Raw genomic sequence first — 24,520 nt, 5'->3', positions numbered from 1 at the left:
TTGTTCACTCCCGGATTTATTTTCTTCAGACAATATTTCCATATTATTGAATTAAATTCCTTCATCCACTGCCTCAAGCAAAAGATCTGCAATATGCACCGCACGAACCTGTCCCGTCTTCTTCGCACGCTCGATACCCAATTTCATTTCCAGTAAACAGCCTGGATTCGCAGTAACTATGGTCTGTGCATGCGTATGCTCAGCCTTCTCCATTTTGTGATCCAAAATTTGCATCGCCATGTCCGGTTGTACAATGTTATAGTCACCTGCTGATCCGCAGCATGTGTCGGCACCTTCCATTTCAACAAACTGAACACCTTCAATGGAATGAAGCAATGCTCTTGGTTCATTAAATGTCTTCATGACATTGCGCAAATGACAGGAATCCTGATAGGTAATTGTCTGATTAGGAAGGCGCAAATGATGTGTCTTCTGAAAATTTAATGCGATAAGAATCGCTGAGATGTCCTTTAGTTTTCGAACAAATTGTTTTGCGCGATCTACCCACTCCGGCTCGTCCTTTAGTAAATGATCATACTCAATAAGAAATGCACTACATCCACCTGCATTTGTTATGATGTAATCCGCTTCTGCAGATTCGAATGCTTCGATGTTTTGTTTTGCAAGTTCTTTGGACTTTTCGAGCTCACCATTATGTCCATGCAACGCACCGCAGCAAAGTTGATGTTCAGGAATCGTAACATCACAGCCAGCTTTCTGGAGCAATTTAATCGTGGCGTTATTTGTCTCAAAGAACATTGTATCCATTAAGCAACCTGCAAACAGTGCCACTGTAGCTTTTTTATCTCCTTCATGCTCAAAGAAACGCGGGCGTTCCTTCATCACACTACGCTTAGGAACGTCAGGCAGAATTTTTTCCATTGTAGCCATGTTCTCAGGGAACAAATTCATAAACCCAATTTTACGAGCAACTTTAGAAAGCCCACTGCGTTGATAAAAGCCAAGTAGTCCAGTCACTGTCTCCATTCGCTCTTGATGCGGGAACAGTTCATCAAAAATGCCTTTTCTTAGCAACTTCACACGAACCGTTTGTTTCTTATTGCGCTGTAAGATATTCCGCGCATCCTCTAAAAGGTGACCATATTGAACACCTGAAGGGCAAACCGGTTCACAAGCACGACAACCAAGGCAAAGATCAAGAGAGTGTGCAATATCATCATCTGGCTCAAGGACACCATCAGTGATCCCCTTCATTAAGGCAATTCTACCACGTGGTGAATATTTTTCCTGCCGATCGGTTTCGATATACGTCGGACATGACGGCAGACAAAAGCCGCAGCGCATACAATTCAACAGTTCATCATAATCCATTTCTTCTTTAAATTCTTTCTGAATCTTTTGCTTGATCTGTGCTGTCATCATTTCATCATCACCATCCTCTGCTTCGACTGTTCGGAGAATACTTTTCCGGGATTCATGATGCCGTTTGGATCAATGGATTGTTTTATACCTTTCATCACTTCAATGCCCGCATGCCCCAATTTCCATTCGAGATAAGGTGCTTTGGTAACCCCGACGCCATGCTCTCCTGTCAAAGTACCACCTAACTCAATGGCTTTCTCAAAGATTTCAGCGAAAGCCGCTTCTACTCGCTCCATCTCTTCTTTATCACGCGCATCCGTCAAGCAAGTGGGATGTAGATTTCCATCACCGGCATGACCGAATGTTGATATTCTAACCTTGTATTTCTTTGCAACCTCTGCAATGGCGCGTACCATTGTTGCTATTTCAGAACGAGGTACAGTGGCATCTTCAAGAATCGTTGTCGGCTTTAATCGCGCCAGTGCACTTAATGCCGAACGACGTGCGGTCGCCAGTTCTTCTGCTTCTGCATCCGAAGCAGCAAGCCGAACGTCAACCGCATGTTCCTCACGGCAAAGCTCAGCCATACGGTGAATATCACGATCAACAATTTCTTTTGGTCCATCTTGAACGATCAATAGGATCGCTTTCACATCTGTAGGCAAACCGATATGTGCGAAATCTTCAACTGCTTTTAACGTATCTTGATCGAGGAATTCCAAGGTTACAGGAATCATCTTATGGGCAATAATTGAAGAGACCGAACGACCTGCAGCCTCAATATCTTGATAGAGTGCGAGAATTGTCTTCTGAGATTCAGGCTTAGGAATTAATTTTAAGGTTGCCTCTGTAATTACCCCCAACGTTCCTTCCGATCCAACAAATAAATGGGTTAGATCATACCCTGCAACATCCTTAGTCAGCTTACCACCGGTACGTATCAGCTCACCATTTGGCAAGGCAATCTGAAGAGCCATGACATAGTCTTTCGTCACTCCATATTTCAGTCCACGAAGTCCACCTGAGTTTTCGCCAAGATTCCCGCCAATCGTTGAAATTTTCATTGAACTCGGATCCGGTGGATAGAACAACCCCTCTTGCTCAACCCGATCAGTGATTGTCTTAGTGATCGTACCCGGTTGTACGGTGATTGTGAGATTTTCCTTATCAAGTTCAAGGATCTTGTCCAGATGTTTCATAAGTAGAACGACCCCACCTTTTATTGGGCAGGTGTCCGCACAAAGGTTCGTTCCTGACCCCCGTGTGTAGAGCGGAGTTGATGTGTCACTACATAGCTTAAGGACTGCAGCAACTTCCTCAGCCGTTCGCGGTGACACCACAAAATCCGGTAGCGCTTGAAAGTTCGGCGTCGCATCATACGAGTAGGCTAATCGTCCACTCATCGTATCATCCACATTCTCTTGACCCATAATAGCGACTAATTTTTCCTTGATCGTGCTTAATTGTTTTTCGCTCTTTGATGATGGCATGTTCGATCCTCCGATTCTTGCATTAGCAAGCGCTTTCTTAATATCTATTATAAACATTTAATAAAATTAATTCTATTACAAAAATTTCGATTAGATCTAATTATGTCAAAAATTCATTCCTTTCTTCATGAAAATCTTGTGGAAACAAGTCTCACATATTCGCTGCATTTTGAAGAAAGAAGGATTATCGTTTCTTAACTAAAAAAAGCTGATCGGATCGCTCCGCTCAGCTTCATCACATCATCTTATTCTTTTATTTTACAACATCGTAGCCTTGATCTTCAATTGCATCTTTCATTTGTGCAAAATCAACTTTTGCTTCATCATACGTAACATCCACTTTTCCACGAGCAAGATCAACATCCACTTCAGAAACACCATCCAGGTCTTTTAGGGCACCGGATACTGCCATTTTACAGTGTCCACAGCTCATACCGCTCACTTCTAATGTACGTTCTGTCATGTTATCACCTCCTTAAATGGATTAAATTCCATCGACTTCATAGTTTCATTCGTTTCAAGCGCAAACTATTTGCGACGACGGAAACTGAACTGAATGCCATCGCAGCACCTGCAACCCACGGTGCAAGTAAACCCAGCGCAGCGATTGGAATGCCAACTGCGTTATAAATGAGTGCCCAAAATAAGTTTTGACGAATGTTATGCATCGTTTTCTTACTTACGTCCAGCGCTTTGGCAACATGTGTCAGTTCTCCACCGACTAATGTGATATCCGCGGCTTCAATCGCGACATCGGTCCCAGTGCCAATCGCCATACCGATATCTGCAACTGCCAATGCGGGCGCATCATTAATCCCATCGCCAACCATTGCTACGCTCAAACCTTGTGCTTGAAGTTCACGTATCTTTTGTGCTTTTTCCTCCGGAAGTACTTCGGCTAAGACGTGATCAATACCCGCCTTCTCCGCAATGGCGTCTGCTGTGCGTGTATTATCACCAGTCAACATGTATACGCCAATTCCTCGTGCTTTTAGCGCTTTTATTGCAGCGATTGACGAATCTTTAATTGTATCTGCAACCGCAATGAGCGCCTGGAATTGACCGTCTATCGCGACAAACATCACTGTTTTTCCAGCAGACTCCAAACGAGATGCCTCATGAATTGCCATCTGAATATTAATCGACTCTTGTTTCATCAGTCTTCGTGTTCCAATGGCTAATCTGTGATTCGCCACGGATGCGCTGATACCAGCACCAGTTTGCGCGTGAAAGTCATAGACCGCCGGTAAGTCATCATGCTCTGAAGATGCGACAATTGCTTTTGCCAAAGGATGCTCGCTCGCTTGTTCTGCTGCTGCCGTGAGGCGAAGGACCTCGTCTCGTTGTAAATTTCCATAGAGCAAGAAGTCTGTTACTTCAGGCTTACCTTTAGTAATTGTTCCTGTTTTATCGAATACGATCGATTGCAGATTTTGTGTTGTTTCGAGGAACTCCCCACCTTTGAACAAGATCCCGTTCTCCGCAGCTTTGCCGGTTCCAACCATAATTGATGTAGGAGTTGCAAGCCCAAGCGCGCAAGGACAAGCAATAACCAGCACACTTATCGCTGCGGAAAGTGCCGTACCCCACTCTCCTGGGTGAATAGCAGCAATCCAAATTGTGAAAACAAAAACTGCAATGACAATCACAATCGGTACAAAAATACCGGAAATTACATCAGCCAAACGCTGAATTGGGGCTTTTGATCCCTGAGCTTCCTCTACAATGCGAACAATGCCTGCGAGTGCCGTATCTTTTCCGACTTTCTCAGCGCGCATTGAGAAGGCACCTGTCGTGTTCATCGTCGCACCAATCAGTTCATCTCCTGTACGCTTAACGACCGGTAACGACTCACCTGTAATCATCGATTCATCAACTGTAGATTCACCTTCAACAAGCATGCCGTCCACAGGAATTTTTTCACCCGGACGTACTCTGAGTAAATCTCCAACTTGAACCTCATGAATCGGTACACGTTCTTCTCGCCCATTCACCATTCTTGTGGCTTCTTTTGCTTGAAGACCCATCAGCTCTGTTATTGCTGTTGTCGTCTGCCGTTTCGCTCTTGCTTCCATATATTTTCCAAGTAATACAAGTGTAATTAGAACCGCACTGGTCTCAAAATAAAGTTCTGGATGATGAAACCCATAAAATTGATAACGAATCGTTTCAAAAACACTGTAAAAGTATGCAGCACTGGTTCCGAGCGCAACCAAGACATCCATATTGGCACTCTTATTAAGTAGTGCACGGAACCCTCCATGGTAAAAAGACCAGCCAATATAAAATTGAACGATGCTCGCAAGAACGAGTTGCACCCATGGATTCATCAAGATCATCGGCTGTGGTCCATAATAAAACGGAAGATGTGTCACCATCGTTAAGAGGAGCGGCAGAGCGAGTACTGAAGATAAAATGAGTTTATTACGTTTTTTTCTCAGTTCTCTATGCTTCACTTCACCTTGTTCATCCGCTTTAAGACGTGCCGTATAGCCGAGTTTGGACACTTTTTCAATAATTGCAGATTGATCTGTGAATCCAGGCTGATAGCGCACAGACGCGGATTCCGTTGCCAAGTTAACGACTGCATCGGTCACGCCGGGCATTCTGACTAGTCCTTTTTCAATCCGTGTCGCACACGCCGCGCAAGTCATACCGCTAATGTCTAAATCCACTTTTTCTTTGGAAACGCCGTAGCCAAGCTTTTCAATCTTTCCAGTAATTTCACTTGCTTTTACCACATGATCATCATAGTCAACTTTTGCTTTTTCAAGTGCCAAATTGACGTTTGCAGAGACGCCTTCCAGTTTATTTAATCCACGCTCGATACGATTGGCACATGCAGCACAGGTCATACCAGTAATGCCGATTTGCACGGTATTCTTCATCTTAATACCCTTCCTTCTCAGTACCTACTTAAACTGTTTGAATACCTGTAACAGTTCATTAATTTGTTCTTCGCCATGTCCCTCATCGATCGCTTTGGTCACGCATGATTTGGTGTGGCGCTCAAGGATTGAAAAGCCAAATTTTTCAAGAGCTGCCTTAACCGCTGATACTTGAATTAATATGTCAACACAATAACGATCGTCTTCAACCATTTTTGTAATCCCACGAATTTGTCCTTCAATGCGTTTTAACCGGTTCATGATCTTGCGTTTCTCATCAGAGGTACGCGGCACGAGCGGCATTCGATGTGTCGACTCTATGGACAAGTGTTCTGTTCCTTCTGCACATGTGCATGATTTCTTTTCTTGATCCATAAGATCACCCCCTCATCATTAATTATACCCATAGGGGGTATAATATTCAATGATTTACACTTCGATTAACTATGAAAAACTGAAACCACCTATTTATTACTTTGCATCAATTGCACTTCGATTGCTCGCTTTGCGCGGGCGCACCGCAAGCCTCCTCGAACAGGCATAAGTCTGCGGGGTCTCGCTGGTACGCTGATCCCGCTGGCGTCTCGCATCTTCGCTGTATTTTTAATCAAAAAAGTCTTCAACTTTAATAATTGGGCAAAAAACATCCAGTTCTTATTTTGTATCAGTTATGCTCCGATTGCTCGCTTGCCGCGGGCGCACCGCAAGCCTCCTCGAACAGGCATAAGTCTGCGGGGTCTCGCTGGTACGCTGATCACGCTGGCGTCTCGCATCTTCGCTGTATTTTTAATCAAAAAAGTCTTCAACTTTCATTTTGAGAAAAAATGGACAAAAACACACTGCTCTTATCTTGTATCCATTGCACTTCGATTGCTCGCTTTGCGCGGGCGCACCGCGAGCTTCCTCGAACAGGCATAAGTCTGTGGGGTCTTGCTGGTACCTGATCACGCTGGCGTCTCGCATCTTCGCTGTATTTTTGTGCGAAAAACGTTATCTTGTTTTTAGAAAAGGTCCGGCAGATTACCGGACCTTTTTGTGCTCGTTTGCCTGAGCATCTATTGATTTAATTGAATGTTCGTGCTGCTTTTACTGCTTTCTTCCAACCATTGTACAGGCGGTTACGAGAATTGTCTCCCATTGACACGTCAAATTTTCTTCCGATCTTCCAAATTGCTGATAACTCATTTTTATTCTTCCACAGACCAACTGCGAGACCAGCAAGGAAGGCTGCACCTAATGCTGTCGTTTCACTACTTGTCGGCCTTTCGACTTCTACCCCTAAGAGATCGCTTTGAAATTGCATAAGAAAATTATTCATTGAAGCCCCGCCATCAACACGCAATTTCTTCAACGTTAGCTCTGAATCTTCCTCCATAACACTTAAGACATCTTTTGTTTGGTACGCTAACGATTCAAGCGTTGCCCGAATAAAATGTTCCTTCGTCGTGCCTCTTGTAATACCGAAAACAGCACCACGAACATCCGGATCCCAATACGGAGTGCCGAGTCCGACGAAGGCAGGTACAACATAGACCCCTTCAGTTGAGGAAACTTTTTGTGCATAGGTCTCACTCTCCTTTGAATCGTGGAACAACTGCATGCCATCACGCAACCATTGAATGGCTGAACCGGCAACGAAGATGCTCCCTTCCAAAGCATAGGTTAGTTCACCATTCACTCCCCATGCAATCGTTGTTAACAATCCTTGCTTTGAATTGACCGCTTGGTTGCCTGTATTCATTAACATAAAACAACCGGTTCCATACGTATTTTTCACCATGCCCTGCTCGAAACAGGCTTGTCCGAACAGCGCTGCTTGCTGATCACCAGCTATACCTGAAATAGGAATCTGCGCACTGAAGAAGTGGTCATCCATTGTTTTTGCATAGATCTCAGATGATGAGCGTACCTCAGGCATCATCGTCATTGGGATATCAAGAATCTCAAGTAATTCTTCATCCCACTTCAATTCACGGATGTTATACAAAAGTGTCCGCGAAGCGTTAGAGTAATCCGTAACATGTGCGGTTCCACCAGACAATTTCCAGACCAGCCACGTATCAATCGTTCCAAAAAGCAATTCACCTTTTCGAGCCTTCTCTCGCGCACCTTCCACATGATCCAAAATCCACTTAATTTTAGTTCCGGAAAAATAAGGATCTAATACCAATCCTGTTTTTGACCGAAAGAGATCTTCATAACCTGCGTTCTTTAATCCATTACAAATTGTTGCTGTCTGTCTTGATTGCCAAACAATGGCGTTATAAATGGGCCGACCCGTAAATCGATCCCAAATCACTGTGGTCTCTCTCTGATTCGCAATGCCAATTGCTGCAACATCTTTTGAATCAACAGTGCCGGCAAGTAAGGATTCGGTTATTACCGATATGCTCGATTCCAAAATCTCATTGGCATCTTGTTCTACCCAGCCCGGCTGCGGAAAAATCTGAGTAATCGTCTTCTGCGCACTATGTACGATCTTGCCGTATTCATCGAAAATCATTGAACGAACACTGGTTGTTCCTTCGTCCAATGCCAAAATATATCTCCCCATAACACAATCCTCTCTCATTAGATAATGCAGCAGACATAAACATATATTATACATCAATCACTAATTGATCCTAGAATAATTTGAAAAATACTTGGTTCATGAACAATAATCGTTAACTAGATTTTTTCCAATGCAAAAAAGCAGCAATAATCGCTGCTTTTTGCCGGATAAAGGAGGATGGAAGAGGGTTAGTCGCCATTATACCGGTTTGGCTTATTATCCATTTGATACGGAGAGCGAATAAGCAAAGACACAGGCTCAAGCCCTTTAATACCGAAAATCACCAGTTTAGCGGTTGGTATCCATTCGTTAATGAACTCATCATCTTTAACGGGTCAATTGTTGGTGTACATTGACAGCGTTATTTAACTTTAAAAGATTGAGTTAATATGGTCCAACACAAGAAATACCTGAGATCTCTCATTCTGAGCCTGAATCCTGATCTGCTTTATCGCTCCCCGTAAAATGATCATAACCCGATCCTTGCTGAATTGCAAAAAGGAATTTTTCATAATATAACGCTTACATCGAAGTGACCATTAATAATAGCCCTACAAAGAATTAGATTTTACTCAATTTTTTCACATTTTGTCCTTTTTTGTTTTTTTTTCAAATTGCTTCACCTGATTGATAAGAAGCAATGCGAACAAGTCATAGCCGCTCGATGAAAGATGAAGACCATCTTCTAGAAGAAGCTGCGAGAGATTATTGTGTTCACTCATTTGTCGATTAAGATCGACAAGCGCTACATTCATTGACCTAGCGATTTTGCGAACACTCGTTGCGTACTGATTAATGCATGTATTTTTTCTTTTCCCCTCTTGTTTCATTTCGATCACCGGCGGTGGCGTAACCAAAAGGCAACGATTGGGGTGAATTCGCTCGATAAAAGTAATTAAATTCTCCTGAAATTCCTCCACGGGAATGCCTTTATGGAATGAGGCATCGTTTGACCCAAATAAAATGATGGTCATCCTCGAGGATGCAATCGGTAATTTTTGAAGACGATGACGTGCCTGTCGTGTCGTCTCACCAGGAACTCCTGCATTAACGACCCGACAATTCAGTCCTTGTTCCAAACGCTCGGTCAATGCTCGTGTTTCCTGGGTACCGTTCCACCCTGCTGTTATACTATCACCGAAACAAATGATTTGCTGCATGAAAAAAGGCATCTCCTTAATTATTTGGCCATGAACGTTATTTATCAAAAGGGATCAGCGTTGACCTTTGCTTATCTATTTCGATACACTTGGAGTAGTAGCTACTCTTACTTATCACATAAACCCTTATGGCTTCATTTCCAGTCTACTGCGCATACTTAGATACAGAGGATAATGAAGCTCATTTTGTAACCCTTTTCTTCTCTCAATAATAGTACCACGAAAGGAGCAAATAAATGAATATCAAGGAAACGGATTTGCCTGGAATCGGTAAAAAATTCGTGTTAACAACGCGTGATGATGAGCAAGTAGTCGTCATTATTCACGACGACGGACGGAGAGATGTCTATCATTATGACATGAGTGATCCGGATGAATGCATCTCATCCGTTAGTTTTACCGACTCAGAAGCTCGTCAATTCGCATCCATACTCGGTGGGCTGACTTATAAACCGAAAGCAATGGAAAGTGTGGAAGTTGCATTAAATGACTTAATCATTGACTGGTATAAAGTACTCACGGATACACCTATTGTCGGGAAAACCATTGGTGAAGTCGGCATGCGACAAAATTATAAGATTAATGTCATTGGCATCATTCGTAAAGACCAAACCAAACAATTAAATCCAGGTGTCGATTCCAAGTTTCTCGTTGGCGATACAATTGTTGTTTCCGGTGAACGTGTCCATTTAAAACGTGCATTCAGCGAACTTTTTTCACGGGGAAAGGAGGAATAAATGGATCATCTCGTCTTTGAAGTTGGTACCGCTCTTGTCCTTGTTGCACTTGCGGCATTGATCGCAAATAGACTCAATTTTTCAATTATTCCATTTCTCATCCTCGTCGGAATGATTGTCGGTCCCCATGCACCACAATTTGGCGTCATTAACCTTAAATTTATCCACAGTGCTGAGCTGATTCATTTTCTCGGACGGATCGGCATTTTGTTTTTACTTTTCTACCTTGGTCTTGAATTTTCAACGAGCAAATTGATTCGCTCCGGAAAATCAATACTGGTCGGCGGTTCCATTTATATCGGTATTAACTTAACGATTGGCCTTCTCTATCCCATTCTCCTTGGTTTTCCAATAAAGGAAACATTAATCATTGCGGGCATCATTACCGTTTCTTCAAGTGCGATTGTTGCCAAAGTTCTTGTTGATCTTAGGCGAACCGGAAATGCCGAAACTGAGTTGATCCTGGGCATTATCATGTTCGAAGATATTTTTCTCGCTGTCTATCTTTCCGCGGTATCCGGATTTGTCCTGGGTAAGGCACAGTCACTCATCGGTACACTGCTCTCGATTGCACTCTCTCTTGGCTATATGTTACTTTTTTTCATTATTGCACGAAAAGCAGCACCAATCTTGAACAAATTGTTGAAAATCAAGTCCGATGAAGTATTTATCATTGTCATTTTCGCAACACTCTTCTTCATCGCCGGTTTTTCTGAAACCATTCACGTTGCAGAAGCTATTGGCGCATTGCTCTTGGGTCTAGTCTTTTCTGAAACGGATCAAGCAGAACGGATGGAGCATTTGGTCATTCCCTTTAGAAATTTCTTTGGTGCCATTTTCTTTTTCAGTTTCGGCTTAAGTATCGACCCAACGAAGCTTGGTGGTGCCTTATGGATGACCTTAGGTGCTGTACTTGTCACCATCATTGGAAATTTCGTTGCAGGTCTTGTTGCCGGAAAGTTCGCCGGTCTCTCCTATAAATCATCAACGAATATCGGATTGACGATCGTTTCACGCGGTGAGTTTTCGATCATTATGGCAAATTTGGGGATAGCCGGCGGTCTGATGCCGATATTACAGCCTTTCTCTGCACTGTACGTGCTGATCCTTGCTATACTTGGCCCAATTTTAACCAAAGAATCCAAGCGTATTTTTCAAATCTTAAATAGTCTTTTTAAGTGGCAAAAAGATACATCGACCATCGGACGCCAAACAAAGTCCCGCCGCTAACAGACAACGCTATTTACTCTGCCTTCACAAAAAGATGTTGACAACCATTGTTCTCTTTTATTCAAACACGCTCATGCCGAATCTTTTGATTCTTCTCGTTTATTTTATTTATAATAAATAAGAATAAGAATTCATTCAGAGAGGCGATCTATGTTGGAAAGAACAAAAATTCAAGGTCTGACGATACAACCAACTCGAGTAGCTCTCGGCACATGGGCAATTGGAGGCTGGATGTGGGGAGGATCCAATGATCAAGAATCGATACGTACGATTCACGAAGCGCTTGATCAGGGGATCAATACCATTGATACTGCCCCAGCCTATGGACAGGGACATGCCGAATCCATCGTTGGCGAAGCGCTTAAACAATATGGACACAGAGATCAAGTTGTTCTCGCAACAAAAGTAGGTCTCGACTGGATCGGCCAAGATGTGTTTCGTAATGGTTCAAAGCAACGAATCATTAAGGAAGTGGACGATTCACTGAAACGACTTCAAACGGATTATATTGATATTTATCAAGTACATTGGCCTGATCCACTGGTGCCTATCGAAGAAACTGCTGAAGCAATGGGCACCTTGTATAAGCAAGGGAAAATCAAAGCAATTGGTGTCAGCAATTTCACTGTCCAACAGTTGAAAGACTTTATCCGAGTTGCGCCTATTCATACCGTACAGCCTCCTTATAATCTCTTTGAACGTGACATTGAGGACGATCTATTACCCTTTGCAAAAGAACATCATATCGTTGCACTTTGTTACGGCAGCCTTTGTCGTGGTCTTCTTGGTGGTACGATGACCGCCGACCGCAAATTTACTGGTGACGATCTGCGCTTATCGGATCCAAAGTTTCAAGCACCACATTTTTCACATTATCTTGCTGCAGTTCAAGAATTGGAGAAACTTGCGAAGGAACGTTATGGTAAATCAATTCGCGCCTTGGCCGTACGCTGGATCCTTGACAAAACAGAAAACGGAATAGCCTTGTGGGGCGCTCGTCATCCAGCTCAGATTTCAGATGTATCAGAAATTGACGGTTTTCATCTTGACCAACAGACATTATCAGAAATTGATCACTTATTGTTAAGGCATATTCCTCACTCAATTGGTACTGAATTCATGGCGCCGCCGGTACGTGATCATGCATAACGTTTATCCTAGTTAACCTATTTCCTAATGTATTATCCGGCGTTCTTCTTATACAGTTGCCGGACTACATATAGTCTGACTATGTACGAGTAGAACACATAAAGAGGTGGCTCCACATTGGAATCAACAGAACAAATAGATCTTCTTAATAAGCAAAAGCACAAAGGATTAAAAGTTTATCAATACGTCATTCGCGCGTTACTCATCGCAATTGGCGTCACATTTGAAGCGATCGCACTTGAAACTTTTCTCGTGCCAAATAAGATCATCGATGGTGGGGTCGTTGGTGTTTCAATTATGATGGCGCATCTTTCAGGTTTCCCGATCGGTATTTTTCTCATTATCATTAATATCCCCTTCTTTATTATTGGGTACAAACAAATGGGGAAAACGTTCACGATTACATCTGCCTGCGGTGTTACGCTTCTAGCCTTCCTGACTAGTCTCTTCACACCGATTCCACGTTTCACTGATGACCTTCTTCTAGCAGCCGTCTTCGGAGGCATTATCATGGGGATTGGCGTTGGCTTGGTTATTCGTAATGGTGGATCCTCAGATGGCACAGAAATTCTAGCAGTACTCTTCAATCAGAAAACACCGTTCTCCGTGGGAGAAATTGTATTATTCGTGAATATATTCATTCTCGGATCCGCAGGATTTGTCTTCGGATGGAACTACGCGATGTATTCGTTAATTGCCTATTTCGTTGCTTTTAAAATGATTGATATAACGAGTGAAGGACTCGAATCTTCAAAGGCAGTATGGATCATCAGCGATCAGCATGAAGAGATTGGCGATGCGCTAAATGATCGGTTGGGACGTGGTGTCACCTATTTGAATGGTGAAGGGGCTTATACCGGAAATAATAAGAATGTTATTTTCACGGTCATTAGCCGTCTAGAAGAGGCAAAAGTGAAGAATATTGTTGATTCAATTGATAAAAGTGCTTTTCTAGCTATTAGTGATATTCATGATGTTAAAGGCGGACGATTCAAAAAAAGAAGCATCCACTAATTACAGCAGATGCACTCATTCCGTTACATTCAATTTTTCTAAGATTATCGAAGTCCACTGCGTGCGGCTTCGATTTTTCTTTCTCTTTTTTTCACTAAAATCTCCGAAGCGACTACCCAACCGGCATTCAGGAAGAGTAACAAACTTGTCGAGAAGAACACATAGTGGATACCAAACGTTGCCGCCACATGTGCGCCAAGCAATGAACCGCCTAATGTACCAAGAAACTGCGCCGATTGATTGTATCCAAACAGTTGACCGGTTATGGAAGCAGGTGCCATTTTCTTGACAATTGTGTTGATCGCCGGCAGTATTCCCGCTGTTGCAAGTCCCAACATAAAGCGAAGAACTGTCAGTTGCCAAGCATTGGTAACAAAAGCCTGCGGTATAAATACAACACCAGTAAAAATTAATGAGTAGATTAAAATGCGTCGTGGTCCGATCTTATCTGATAGTTTTCCAAGGAATGGTGCAGAAAGAACACTTGCAAGACCTGCGGCAGCCACGACAATGCCCGACATCAATTCAAGATGTGCGGAACTTTGCGAGAGCATCTTAACATAAACGGTAATAATCGGTTGAATCGACATATTTGCGAGTTGAACCATAAAAGTTGTAAGAAACATCGCCAGAAATAAACCTACATGTGGTGTCATTTCCCAGACCTGCTTCAAAGACGGTGCTTTCTTCTTGGTAACGACTACTTTTTCATTGACAAAGAAGTAGGATGCCAGAAATGCGCAAAGCAGCAAAATACTCGTATCAATAAAAACGAAACGCATGCCCATGTATTCGGCAAGCATTCCACCAATTAAAGGGCCAACAAGCGAACCGCTGATTCCCCCTGTTGAAAGCATACCAAGAGCCCATCCTGAATGTGTCTTTGGTGTTTGTGTTGCAACGAGAATGATCGAGGCCGGAATATATCCGGACACAATGCCCATAATCAGACGAAGGCCAAAGAGCTGGTAAACGTTCTGAGCGAATGCCATTGCAAGTATTATGAGACTCATGCCTAGACTCGCACGAAGTAACATCGGTTTTCGTCCGTATTTATCAGCGAGTCGCCCCCAAAGCGGAGAAACGATTGCGGACACCAGAAATGTGCCTCCGAAAACCAGACCTGCCCAGCTCTCAATTTGTGCCGTATCTGTGATTCCCAGTTTTTCAATATAGAGCGGCAGGAACGGTATAATCTGACTCATTCCTGCTGCTGTTGCGAAAGATCCGAACCAGACAACATATAAATTTTTCTTCCAAAGTGGTAAAGTCAACGAACACACCTTACTTTTCAATAAATACATTCCGATAGAAAAAGCGCCAATTCCAAGGCGCTCTCTTTCCATACTCTATATTAGTCGGTATTGCTCATTAAAACCAATATCTATATTATTATAAATGAATAGCTTCAAAACTATGAGAGATCATCTTACACCGAAACCATATAGCCTTATTCCAATACAGCTGTTGGTTGATCAAACATCTTAGGAGGCTTCCCTCATGGAATTGCTTCAGCTCCAATATTTTCAGACTGTTGCCCGATTTGAACACATGACTAAGGCTGCGGAAGAGTTATCGATCGCACAGCCATCCCTAAGCCAAACCATTAAGCGACTGGAAGATGAACTTGGCGTTCCTTTGTTTGATCGTAAAGGTCGTAGAATTAAACTGAACCGCTACGGACGGATCTTTCTGGAGAAAGTAGAGCTCGCTTTCTCTGTCATCCAGGAAGGAAAGCAAGAAGTTATTGATCTTGCAAAACTAAATGAAGACAGTATTTCAATGGCTGTTATGCGAACGCCCATTGTTCCTGATTTACTAGGTAGTTTCCGTAAAAAACATCCATTTGTACGGTTTAGAGTCAAGCAAATTTCAAGAACGACAATCCAGCACCAATTGGAGAATGGAGAGATTGATCTATGCATTACCCCTTATCCATTGGAACAATTGAGACCGATCCGTTCCCGCCTATTGATGAACGACGAGATCTACCTGGTTGTCCCAAAAAACCATGCACTGGCATCAAGAAAGTCAGTTGATCTCCAAGATATTGCACATGAACCCTTTGTACTTAAGGCAAATGGTGCATTCAGAGAAATGACGGATCACTTCTGCCAAATGTCAGGTTTCCAACCAGACATTGCTTTTGAAGTTGACGATTCATTATCGATCCGCGGACTGGTTTCAGAAGGTCTGGGTGTAGCATTCTTTTCTTCGCTAACCTTAAGAACCGTAAAAGATACATCAATTGTTCCGCTCCAGATCAGTCATCCAAACTGCCACCGAACCATCAGTCTGGTCTGGAATGAAGATCGCTACCATTCGACCATCGTCGAAGATTTTTATCGTTTCATCATTCATTACTTTGACCAGCTTAATCATGATGAGCGCAGTATTTGATCATGTAAAGGCAAAGTCAGAATAAGTTATACTGCCTGATTTTGGTGATGCTGCTTTATATATTTTCTTTGGCTCAACCGTCCAAGATAGAGTACGGCAACCATAATAATGATGACCACCGGCCACTCTGTCCAAGTCGTCAACTCGCCAAGCCAATTCTTTACAAGGGGTTCTGCAAACAGCATCTTTCCTGCAGTCATCGCCAGAATAGCAGAACCTACATAGATTAGCCAAGAATAACGATCCATCAGTTTCAGGATAATTGCACTTCCGCCCATTAATAATGGAATACTGATGAACAGTCCGAAAATAACAAGCAGCGGATCATTTTGAGCAGCACCAGCAACAGCAAGTACGTTATCCAATCCCATCAAAGCGTCTGCAACAACGATCGTCTGCACTGCAGCCCATAGACTCGTTTGCGCCTTAACCTCTTTTTTCTCTGCATCTGATTGAGATGGACGAAGCAAACGGTATGCAATCCAAATAAGTAAAAGACCGCCTATAAAATGAAGTCCTGGCACCATCAATAAATAAACCACAAGAATCGTGCATAGTGCACGCAAGAGTACTGCGCCGATGGTACCATAAAGAATAGCTCGTCCACGTTGATTTTCGGGTAAGCGACGAGCAGCCATTGCAATAACCACCGCATTATCTCCTGCCAAAAACAAATCAATGCCGACAATGATTACAAGTGATGACCAAAAGGCCATAGTAAAAAGTTCCATAAAATGATAAACCTCCTATGAAATTCAACAACTCTATCAGTAATAAGAAAAAGCCGGTAACGACCGGCATCAATAGCGCGTTCTTATGCGCGATTCAATCGCAAAAAAATGGATTAGTCACCCATGACTGTATTCCTTGTCTCATTGACTTGATGTTGTGACTTCCAGCCAAAGAACAGTACGCCAACAATAATTAATGCAATACATGGCCATTTTATCCAAGCAAATCCCGCCACAAAGTCATATATTAAATGATCAGCAAAGACCATTTTTCCAGCGGTGAATGCGAGAATTCCTGAACCTGCATGAGTGATCCAATGATAACGGTCAACCAGTTTCAAAAATAATGTGCTACCGCCCATAACAAGCGGAATACTAATCAACAGACCGAGAATAACGAGTAAATAGTTACCTGATGCTGCCCCACCTATTGCCAAAACATTATCAAGGCCCATCAATGCATCAGCAGTGATAATTGTGCGAATTGCAGCACCCAAGCTTGTTTTTGCTGCAATATGCTTACTCTCTTTATGATCTTTGAGCAATTTATAGGCAATCCAAATCAGCAATAAACCACCAATCAAATGCAGTCCAGGTACTTTAAGCAACCAGACAACCGCAAGTGTCGCCACCGCACGAATCACAACCGCTCCAAGTGTTCCGTACAAGACCGCACGCTTTCGCTGTTTCTCCTCGAGTCGCGCCGCCGCAAGCGCAATGACAATCGCGTTATCCCCCGCAAGAATCAGGTCAATACCCACGATAATAAGCAACGAGGTCAAGAAATCAAGCGATAAGAACTCCATTCAATCATCCTCCTCAGTATTGATCTTCATTTTTTGCACCCTTCATGCCAACAAAAAACAGCCCTCCCGACGTTAATCAGAAAGGCTGCGTGTACTAAAAAAACCTTTGCCCTTTTGATCCGTCCAAGGCAAAGGTCTCGCCAACAGCTTAAAAGCTGCCAGAGAAGCCGGGGATCTCTCCCGTAGTGACGACTTTACTCTGATGGCTACTCCCCTTTTACGAGGCTAATTCACTTGTTACTCATATTATATTATTAGACTATTATTCTGTCAATGTCAGCGAATCATTATTCGTTAAATAAATGATTTTGATAAGCATAGATCGCCGCCTGAGTACGATCTGCAACCTCTAGCTTGCTTAAAATGCTACTCACATGTGTTTTCACCGTTTTAATTCCTATGAATAATGTAGTTGCGATCTCAGAATTATTTTTCCCTTCAGCAATCAGTTTCAATACTTCTTTTTCGCGGACTGTCAGACGATCAAACGGTTCCGGATGTTTATGCAACCCTGCCACTAATTTTTGTGCGACTTTACCATCAATAACCGTCTTTCCATAATGCGCTTTTTGTATCGCTCGTATGATTTCTTCTGAAGATGCGGTCTTCAGTAAATAACTCATTGCACCCGATTCAAGCGCAGGGAAAACTTGTTCATCGTCATAAAAACTGGTAAGTATAATAATTTTCTTACTCGGATCTTTGCTAAGAATCTGCTTTGTCGCATCAATTCCATCGCCATCCTCCATAATGAGATCCATCAGAATGACTTCTGGTTTGAGCGTCTCAAATACACGAACGGCTTCATTGCCACTCGATGCTTCTCCAACAATTTCAATTTCACTTTCAGTAGAAAGATAGGCCGTTAATCCCTTCCTGACCATATCATGGTCATCAACAATCATCACTTTAATGTTCTCATTCACGTTCATCCGCCTCCAGATTAATGGGTACGCGTATATGCACAGAAGTGCCTTCACCCTCATGAGTCGTCAGCATAAAGTGCCCGCCCATCTCTTCTGCGCGTTCCTTCATCGTTTTTAATCCATAGGATGCGACTTTTTCTTGTTTTGGATCGAATCCTTGTCCATTATCGAAAATAGTGAGCGATACAAGTTGATCTTTGACATGCAAAGAAAGCGTAACTTTTGTCGCTTCTGAATGTCTAAGTGCATTGGAAAGTGCCTCCTGGCTGAGCCGAAACAAATGGTTTTCAATGCCCTTTGAAAGTCCGGAGATCGGATCGATTGATGCCTCAAAATGGATCATTGTCTTGCCGTCCAATTCTCGGATCAATCGTGCAAGTCCTTTATCGAGCGATTCATTATTCAAACGAACCGGACGCAAATGCAAGAGCAAAGCGCGCATCTCTCCCTGTGCTTTTCGAGCGATATCTGAAACATCAGCGATATTTTCAGCCGCAATTTCAGGATGCGTGTGAATCGTTTTTTCTGCTGCTGATGCCAACATTGAGAGCGCAAACAGTTGCTGACTGACCGCATCATGCAGATCTCTAGCTAACCGCTGCCTTTCCTCTGTTACTGCTTCATTCTTAATTTTTACATTCATCTGCGTATTTTCATCGACAAGTCTCTGGAGCGACTTAACTTGGGTATCAATTTTGTCTGCCAATTCATTCAAAGACTGTTCGACTCGACCGATCGCCCCGACGTTCGCTAGGTTCATTCTTGCTGATAATTTACCAGAAGACAAAGTCTTGATGAACAAATCAATGGTGTCTAAGTGATCAATCAACATTCGGTAATCCTTGATCAACGCATTTGTCTCGATGACAAATTGAATCAGAAAACTGAATACGAATACAAGACTGCTTAACAAAAGCGCATGATCGGACGGTACAAACAAAAAGTAAATCTGAAGCAAGGCAAAGAGCAACAATGCTGAGAAAAAACTATGTCGCAGCTGAAATCTCGCTGTATTGATTCGATAGTTATGCATCGATCACACCTGCACAATTCTTAAATCAATAACTTGAAAGTCAAAATCAAAATCAATTCTGCGTGTAGCTTCGTCATAATTTGACGTTTGGTAGTCCACATGTTTCAAAAGGCCGTTCTGGTTATTCTGTCTAATTTTCACATCACCGACTTTTGCTCTAACCGATACACGATACGCAAGATCTTCAGGCATGGTAATTTTAATATTGCCCACCCAACCCGAGAGCGTGATCGGAATTGTCTCTTCCGGGATAAATGCTTTCGTAAAGTCAAAAGTATAATCACCGATTCGCACCCGCTCGTTCAGCGGTTTCACCATCCAGTTTTCATGCTTGTAGGTTGAATCACTTACAAAGGAATAGCTTTCATTTTTCTCATGATCCTGTTCGTTCCCCTCTTGATCGTTCCAAACAAAATCCACACGAGCCTTTCTATGCTTTCGATGCCTTTCATGCGAACGTTGCATTCGAGATCCGATGTCACTGGTTACGGAAACATACGAATGATTTCCAAAGAGCATACCAAATCCAAAGTAGATAATCAGATAGGGCCATAGTTTCCAAAAATCTGGCCAACCAAAATCAATAATGCTTGCCTGTCCCGCCAACAACAAACCTCCATAAATTAAAAAAAACAGTCCCCAAAAGAAGTGTGGCTTTTTTCGATCAATAAGCGGCGCAATAATGAGCAGAAAACCAAATAACAGTACAAAAAAAGACAAATACCCGCTAAAAATCGACATTATTCCCTGGGAAATAAGATTAAGACTATCGAGTAACCAATAAACACCAAGTATGACGATTGCTAAAGCAACAAAGATTTTGCCCAAGCGCATCATTCTCATCCTTTCTATCATAAAAAAACTTTACGTAGTTAATCATTGTATATTTTTACTATACAGAGAGACTGCGTTCATTACCATAGACTAGAATCGGTTTTTAGCTCCGCCTCAAGTCGGAGCTATTTGTGTACGAATTATAAAAAACGCATGACGTGAAGGCTTCTGATGCACACTTTTTGCTCCTTAGGTTTAAAATAAAAACTGTAAGGGTACCTTTATATTAAAGTTGCCTGCGGAGAAATCTCGGTGGTTTAACAGCGAGATGCATTCGTACGCTCGGCAACCTTATTTATTGACGAAGGCGATCATACGTTCTACAATTAGTATGAAAACAAGAGCTCACGATGCTATGTCTTTTGAAAGGGTGGTTCACATGGATAAAAAAGTCCAAGCATTAATTGACGGGTTAAACAAAGATCTTGCAGGAGAATACTCTGCTGTCATTCAGTACAATTATTATGCAACAACGGTATCCGGCTTGAATTACCAAATTCTCAAACCGTTCTTTGAAGAAGAAATACCTGACGAATTAAGTCATGCGGCTTATCTTTCTGAAAAAATTGCAAACCTTGGCGGTGAACCAACAACGATTCCGGCACCTGTTGCCAAAGTCACTGATGCAAAGGCAATGCTCGAAGGTGCACGTCAGGCTGAAGCCGATACGCTGGAAAATTATCAAGAACGGCGCAGCCAGGCCCAAGAACTTGGAATGATTGAACTGGTTGTTAAACTTGAAGATATGATCGCTGATGAACAAAATCATCTAGAAAAACTAACCAAGACTCTGAAGGACCCGGTTTTCGCATAAGAGAAATCGATTGATACACACAAAAGTTTCTAAGTACAATAAAATCCGAAGTGAAGGTAACCTCTTCGCTTCGGATTTTTTGCTTTTATTTTTCAACTGTAATTCGTCTTTTTGTATAGACCCGAGCAAAAAGCCAACTTACTGCACTACTTAAGGCGAAAAAAAACACAAAGCTCGTCAGTGATCGGGCCCCTAGTGCCGCAGCAAAACTAAGAACGAGACTCTGACCTAATAAGAGGTTAAAGATTATCGCAACAAATGGTTGCCGTTTATTGGATTCTTGAATCGGATAGAGTCCAGTTAAAGCTTGTGGAAACGGGTGATCCCATAATGGTAACAGTTGCAATCCGGTGAGATAAATAATCGAGATGACCACGAATACAGAGGCATAGCCGATGTTCAGAAAGTACCCAATCAGCGCACCAATTACGGATAGACGGACATACATTCCCAAGTAGTCATCTGAACGAATGAATGTTTTGATGAAGAGTTGTGCGAACACTTCATCTTCATCAAAGCGGCGAATCGGAAATAAACGGCTAACTAAGCGATGCGGATGCATCTGCCTTCTCAAACGCGGCACATCTGTGAACAAGTTAGCAAATCGAAGAAATTGCATCGCTTGACGATCATCACTTTCCAGAACACGATACCAGTTAAGGAGCGAATGCCCAGCTTGTCTATAAAATAAGAACACCGTTGCCAGCAGCATCACAAGGATACAAACGATCATGACCAACCAAGATTGATGACTAAGCACAAAGTAAATAAAAAAGAAGGTTAACCCAGTCCGCAGCAGCTGAACCGGAAGAATATCTTCAATAAATTGTTCCTGCCAAGAGCAATTAATATTCCAAGCTTTCACTGCAATGAGTGCAGCTGTTTCCACGATGAAGGCATCAGCTCCAGAACCGGTGGATTGAAGATACAGAGGATAACTGATCATCCATATGAGGAACAAGAACACGCTTTGCACCATGAAGCTATATACCCGGCTTTTTCTAAAATAGCTCTTTAACTCTGATTCAATTGGAAGCAGAAATACTGAATCTGCCCGCTGAAAGAAAGTACGAATTGGTGCATGCGCGCAAAACAAGGTCAGCACCACACTGATTATCAGTACTCCCGGAAAATGTGAAGGAAGCACGTCCAGCCATTTTTTATAATAAAATCCACCAATAAGGATCATCGCGTAAATAAAGAACATTAACCCACTATTTCTGCCAATCAGATTCCAATAACGAAGCTGCATCTGAAAATTGTCATGAAATCTTTTCTGCCAAAGTTTGTTTAACTCAACCATTTGGTTTCGCCCCTAGCCACTGCAACATAAATTTCATGAAGGCTGGCTTTTGAATCGCCAAATCTACTCCGAATCTTGTCCAGTGTTCCCTCAATAGCAATACGTCCTTCATGCAAGATAATAAATCGATCACAATACTGTTCCGCAGTCGCCAGTACATGTGTGGACATCAAAATGGATGCCCCTGATTTTTTCATCTCTGTCATCAAATCAAGAAGAGACTGAATGCCGATCGGATCCAGTCCAACAAACGGTTCATCAACAATATACAAGTCAGGGCGAACCAGGAACGCACACATGATCATGACTTTCTGGCGCATACCTTTTGAGAAATGGATCGGAAACCACCGCCTCTTCTTCTCTAAATGAAAAAGCTGGAGAAGACGCTCGCTGCGTTCTTCATACGTCTTTTTATCCAGATGATAAGCCATTGCAGTCATTTGCAAATGTTCATCGAGTGTCAGCTGTTCATAGAGTTCCGGTAATTCCGGTACATAAGCAATTTTCTGTCGGTATGAAATCTTATCCTCCTGAATCGTTTTTTCCCTAAGCCGAATCTCTCCTGAAAAAGGTGTTAATAACCCGAGAATCTGTTTAATTGTCGTACTTTTCCCTGCTCCATTTAATCCGACTAAACCAACAAGTTCCCCTTCTTTAATTTCAAAAGAAACATCATGAAGAACCGGTCGCTGACGTGAATAGCCGCCGTTCAATTGTTTTACAGATAAAACTGTATCCATAATCATTTCCTCTTTCATCTTTTACTCGTTGCAATGCCTTACATACGTACTTTGATTTTTCTCACGTACTCTTTTACTTCAAGATAAACAATTTCTACCTATCCCTTTATTTTACTGAATCTGATCTTGGAAAGCCAATAACGAAGCCATGAATGCGAATAAAATGAATCCTTTATGAAACCGTTACATTTTATGCTAAAATAAGACAAAAACGTATAGAGGAAGGATGACCATACATGTGTGAAGCAACGGATTGCATTTTCTGCAAAATCATTAATGGCGAAATACCAAGTGCGAAAATTTATGAAGATGATGATGTGTTCGCCTTTCTCGATCTGAGTCAGGTAACAAAAGGCCACACGCTCGTAATACCGAAGGTGCATCAAAAGGATATTTTTAATCTTAAGCCGGAAATTGCTGAGAAATTATTTAGTAAAGTTCCGATGATCGCCAAGGCGATTCAGAATGCCTTCCATCCAGTGGGTATGAACTTATTAAATAACAACAGTGAATTAGCTGGGCAAAGTGTCTTCCACTACCATCTTCATCTTATTCCGCGCTATGGTAAGGAGGATACCTTTTCATTCAGTTTCCAATCACATGCAGATGACTATTCAAATGAATCACGGGCCGAAATAGCCAAAGCAATCGCTGATGAACTCAACTCAAAAAAATAATTAATCAAAAGTTTCAATAATAAGAATTGCATTTTCTTCATAACGCGTGTATATTATGAATACACCTTGCAGCAGGCCACTGGGGCACTGTTGGAGGTACTATTAGCTTAGATGAGGAGAGATCAGTGTGAAACTTAAGAATTTGATTGTTGTTGCTCTATTACTTGCAATTGGGACCGTGCTCCATGCATTGTTTCCAGGAATTATTTTTGGAATGAAATCTGATTTATCACTGGTTATGCTATTCTTAGCGCTTTACTTTTTTGCTGACATTAAGACATTTCTTGTCATTGGACTTGTCGATGGGATTCTCGCAGGATTAACAACGACACTTCCTGGTGGATTTATTCCAAATGTCGTTGATAAATTAGTGACCTCAACAGTTGTGTTCTTTGTCTTTTACTTATTTGCTCATTACTTCTCCACAAAAGGAAAGTATATTTTCGGCGTAGTATTAGCAGGTCTTGGCACTGTACTGAGTGGAACGATCTTTTTAACTGTGGCAATAATGGTAACTAATTTACCAGCAGCAATGTTTGTCACAATGTTTGTGAGCATGGTGTTACCAACTGCACTCGTCAATGCGATCTTACTTGCGGTTCTCTATCCGATCATTGTTAAAATTGGTGAACGGAGTGGCTTCATTAAAATCGCTCCCAAACCTTCAATTCATTAATTGCACAGTACAAAACCCTCGTTTCAAAACTGAAA

General features: G+C 42.2%; 23 protein-coding genes. 8 read left to right on the top strand and 15 right to left on the bottom strand.

All coding sequences use genetic code 11. From position 1 onward, the window contains the following. Positions 1-51 precede the first annotated feature (51 nt). The 7 genes from NIE32_RS07110 to NIE32_RS07080 form a co-directional block, all read right to left on the bottom strand. On the bottom strand, positions 52-1,383 hold the full coding sequence (locus tag NIE32_RS07110) for a (Fe-S)-binding protein (protein WP_253054311.1): 1,332 nt from the start codon (positions 1,381-1,383) through the stop codon (positions 52-54). After that, complete coding sequence (locus NIE32_RS07105; RefSeq protein WP_253054309.1) at positions 1,380-2,813, bottom strand: FAD-linked oxidase C-terminal domain-containing protein; 1,434 nt, start codon at positions 2,811-2,813, stop codon at positions 1,380-1,382. Before NIE32_RS07105 ends, NIE32_RS07110 begins: the two co-directional genes overlap by 4 nt. Positions 2,814-3,066: 253 nt before the next feature. Continuing rightward, on the bottom strand, positions 3,067-3,276 hold the full coding sequence (gene copZ, locus NIE32_RS07100; RefSeq protein WP_253054308.1) for a copper chaperone CopZ: 210 nt from the start codon (positions 3,274-3,276) through the stop codon (positions 3,067-3,069). 37 nt (positions 3,277-3,313) lie between these two features. Next, positions 3,314-5,701, bottom strand: coding sequence for a heavy metal translocating P-type ATPase (locus NIE32_RS07095; RefSeq protein WP_253054307.1), 2,388 nt, complete (start codon positions 5,699-5,701; stop codon positions 3,314-3,316). Between the two features lie 24 nt (positions 5,702-5,725). After that, positions 5,726-6,004, bottom strand: coding sequence for a metal-sensitive transcriptional regulator (locus NIE32_RS07090; protein WP_253054500.1), 279 nt, complete (start codon positions 6,002-6,004; stop codon positions 5,726-5,728). A gap of 760 nt (positions 6,005-6,764) precedes the next feature. Then, positions 6,765-8,255, bottom strand: coding sequence for a glycerol kinase GlpK (glpK, locus tag NIE32_RS07085; RefSeq protein ID WP_253054305.1), 1,491 nt, complete (start codon positions 8,253-8,255; stop codon positions 6,765-6,767). A 581-nt stretch (positions 8,256-8,836) separates the two neighbouring features. Beyond that, positions 8,837-9,415: a GDSL-type esterase/lipase family protein gene (locus NIE32_RS07080; RefSeq protein ID WP_253054303.1), complete on the bottom strand. Its 579-nt coding sequence runs from the start codon at positions 9,413-9,415 to the stop codon at positions 8,837-8,839. A gap of 236 nt (positions 9,416-9,651) precedes the next feature. Here NIE32_RS07080 and NIE32_RS07075 point away from each other — a divergent pair, with 236 nt between their 5' ends. The 4 genes from NIE32_RS07075 (at position 9,652) to NIE32_RS07060 (ending at position 13,545) form a co-directional block, all read left to right on the top strand. Then, positions 9,652-10,152: a cation:proton antiporter regulatory subunit gene (locus NIE32_RS07075; RefSeq protein ID WP_253054301.1), complete on the top strand. Its 501-nt coding sequence runs from the start codon at positions 9,652-9,654 to the stop codon at positions 10,150-10,152. Next, complete coding sequence (locus tag NIE32_RS07070; RefSeq protein ID WP_253054299.1) at positions 10,153-11,382, top strand: cation:proton antiporter; 1,230 nt, start codon at positions 10,153-10,155, stop codon at positions 11,380-11,382. Between the two features lie 153 nt (positions 11,383-11,535). Then, positions 11,536-12,531: an aldo/keto reductase gene (locus tag NIE32_RS07065; protein ID WP_381450972.1), complete on the top strand. Its 996-nt coding sequence runs from the start codon at positions 11,536-11,538 to the stop codon at positions 12,529-12,531. 117 nt (positions 12,532-12,648) lie between these two features. Continuing rightward, positions 12,649-13,545: a YitT family protein gene (locus NIE32_RS07060; RefSeq protein WP_253054295.1), complete on the top strand. Its 897-nt coding sequence runs from the start codon at positions 12,649-12,651 to the stop codon at positions 13,543-13,545. A gap of 44 nt (positions 13,546-13,589) precedes the next feature. On the opposite strand, the gene NIE32_RS07055 is transcribed toward NIE32_RS07060, so the two are convergent. After that, the gene (locus NIE32_RS07055; RefSeq protein WP_253054293.1) at positions 13,590-14,819 is read right to left on the bottom strand and encodes a multidrug efflux MFS transporter; all 1,230 of its coding nucleotides are present in this window, start codon (positions 14,817-14,819) and stop codon (positions 13,590-13,592) included. Between the two features lie 226 nt (positions 14,820-15,045). Between NIE32_RS07055 and NIE32_RS07050 the strand changes: the two genes are divergently transcribed. Next, a complete protein-coding gene (locus NIE32_RS07050; RefSeq protein ID WP_253054291.1) occupies positions 15,046-15,945 on the top strand; it encodes a LysR family transcriptional regulator in 900 nt (299 codons plus the stop codon). Positions 15,946-15,971: 26 nt separating this feature from the next. Here NIE32_RS07050 and NIE32_RS07045 read toward each other — a convergent pair whose 3' ends face one another. The 5 genes from NIE32_RS07045 to liaF form a co-directional block, all read right to left on the bottom strand. Next, positions 15,972-16,676, bottom strand: coding sequence for a TerC family protein (locus NIE32_RS07045; protein ID WP_253054289.1), 705 nt, complete (start codon positions 16,674-16,676; stop codon positions 15,972-15,974). A 113-nt stretch (positions 16,677-16,789) separates the two neighbouring features. Beyond that, positions 16,790-17,482 (bottom strand): TerC family protein, encoded by a 693-nt coding sequence (locus NIE32_RS07040; protein ID WP_253054287.1) that lies wholly within the window; start codon positions 17,480-17,482, stop codon positions 16,790-16,792. Between the two features lie 287 nt (positions 17,483-17,769). After that, positions 17,770-18,408, bottom strand: coding sequence for a response regulator (locus NIE32_RS07035; protein ID WP_354327197.1), 639 nt, complete (start codon positions 18,406-18,408; stop codon positions 17,770-17,772). After that, positions 18,401-19,441 (bottom strand): sensor histidine kinase, encoded by a 1,041-nt coding sequence (locus NIE32_RS07030; RefSeq protein WP_253054286.1) that lies wholly within the window; start codon positions 19,439-19,441, stop codon positions 18,401-18,403. Before NIE32_RS07030 ends, NIE32_RS07035 begins: the two co-directional genes overlap by 8 nt. Before the next feature lie 3 nt (positions 19,442-19,444). Then, complete coding sequence (gene liaF, locus NIE32_RS07025) at positions 19,445-20,278, bottom strand: cell wall-active antibiotics response protein LiaF (protein WP_253054285.1); 834 nt, start codon at positions 20,276-20,278, stop codon at positions 19,445-19,447. A 376-nt stretch (positions 20,279-20,654) separates the two neighbouring features. Here liaF and NIE32_RS07020 point away from each other — a divergent pair, with 376 nt between their 5' ends. Continuing rightward, positions 20,655-21,089 carry a ferritin-like domain-containing protein gene (locus NIE32_RS07020; protein ID WP_253054283.1) on the top strand — a complete coding sequence of 145 codons (435 nt, stop codon included), beginning with the start codon at positions 20,655-20,657 and terminating at the stop codon, positions 21,087-21,089. 85 nt (positions 21,090-21,174) lie between these two features. Here the strand turns inward: NIE32_RS07020 and NIE32_RS07015 are convergent, their stop codons facing one another. Together NIE32_RS07015 and NIE32_RS07010 are read right to left on the bottom strand one after the other, a co-directional pair. Continuing rightward, on the bottom strand, positions 21,175-22,392 hold the full coding sequence (locus NIE32_RS07015; protein WP_253054281.1) for an ABC transporter permease: 1,218 nt from the start codon (positions 22,390-22,392) through the stop codon (positions 21,175-21,177). After that, positions 22,380-23,132: an ABC transporter ATP-binding protein gene (locus tag NIE32_RS07010; RefSeq protein ID WP_253054279.1), complete on the bottom strand. Its 753-nt coding sequence runs from the start codon at positions 23,130-23,132 to the stop codon at positions 22,380-22,382. The genes NIE32_RS07015 and NIE32_RS07010 overlap by 13 nt, the downstream gene beginning before the upstream one ends. A gap of 236 nt (positions 23,133-23,368) precedes the next feature. Here NIE32_RS07010 and NIE32_RS07005 point away from each other — a divergent pair, with 236 nt between their 5' ends. Further along, on the top strand, positions 23,369-23,809 hold the full coding sequence (locus tag NIE32_RS07005) for an HIT family protein (RefSeq protein ID WP_253054277.1): 441 nt from the start codon (positions 23,369-23,371) through the stop codon (positions 23,807-23,809). A gap of 127 nt (positions 23,810-23,936) precedes the next feature. Beyond that, positions 23,937-24,485, top strand: coding sequence for a tryptophan transporter (locus tag NIE32_RS07000; RefSeq protein WP_253054275.1), 549 nt, complete (start codon positions 23,937-23,939; stop codon positions 24,483-24,485). Positions 24,486-24,520 lie beyond the last annotated feature (35 nt).

The sequence above is a fragment of the Sporolactobacillus kofuensis genome (assembly GCF_024125425.1).
Taxonomy (GTDB): domain Bacteria; phylum Bacillota; class Bacilli; order Bacillales; family Sporolactobacillaceae; genus Sporolactobacillus; species Sporolactobacillus kofuensis.
This window is presented reverse-complemented; position numbering and strand designations above follow the sequence as displayed.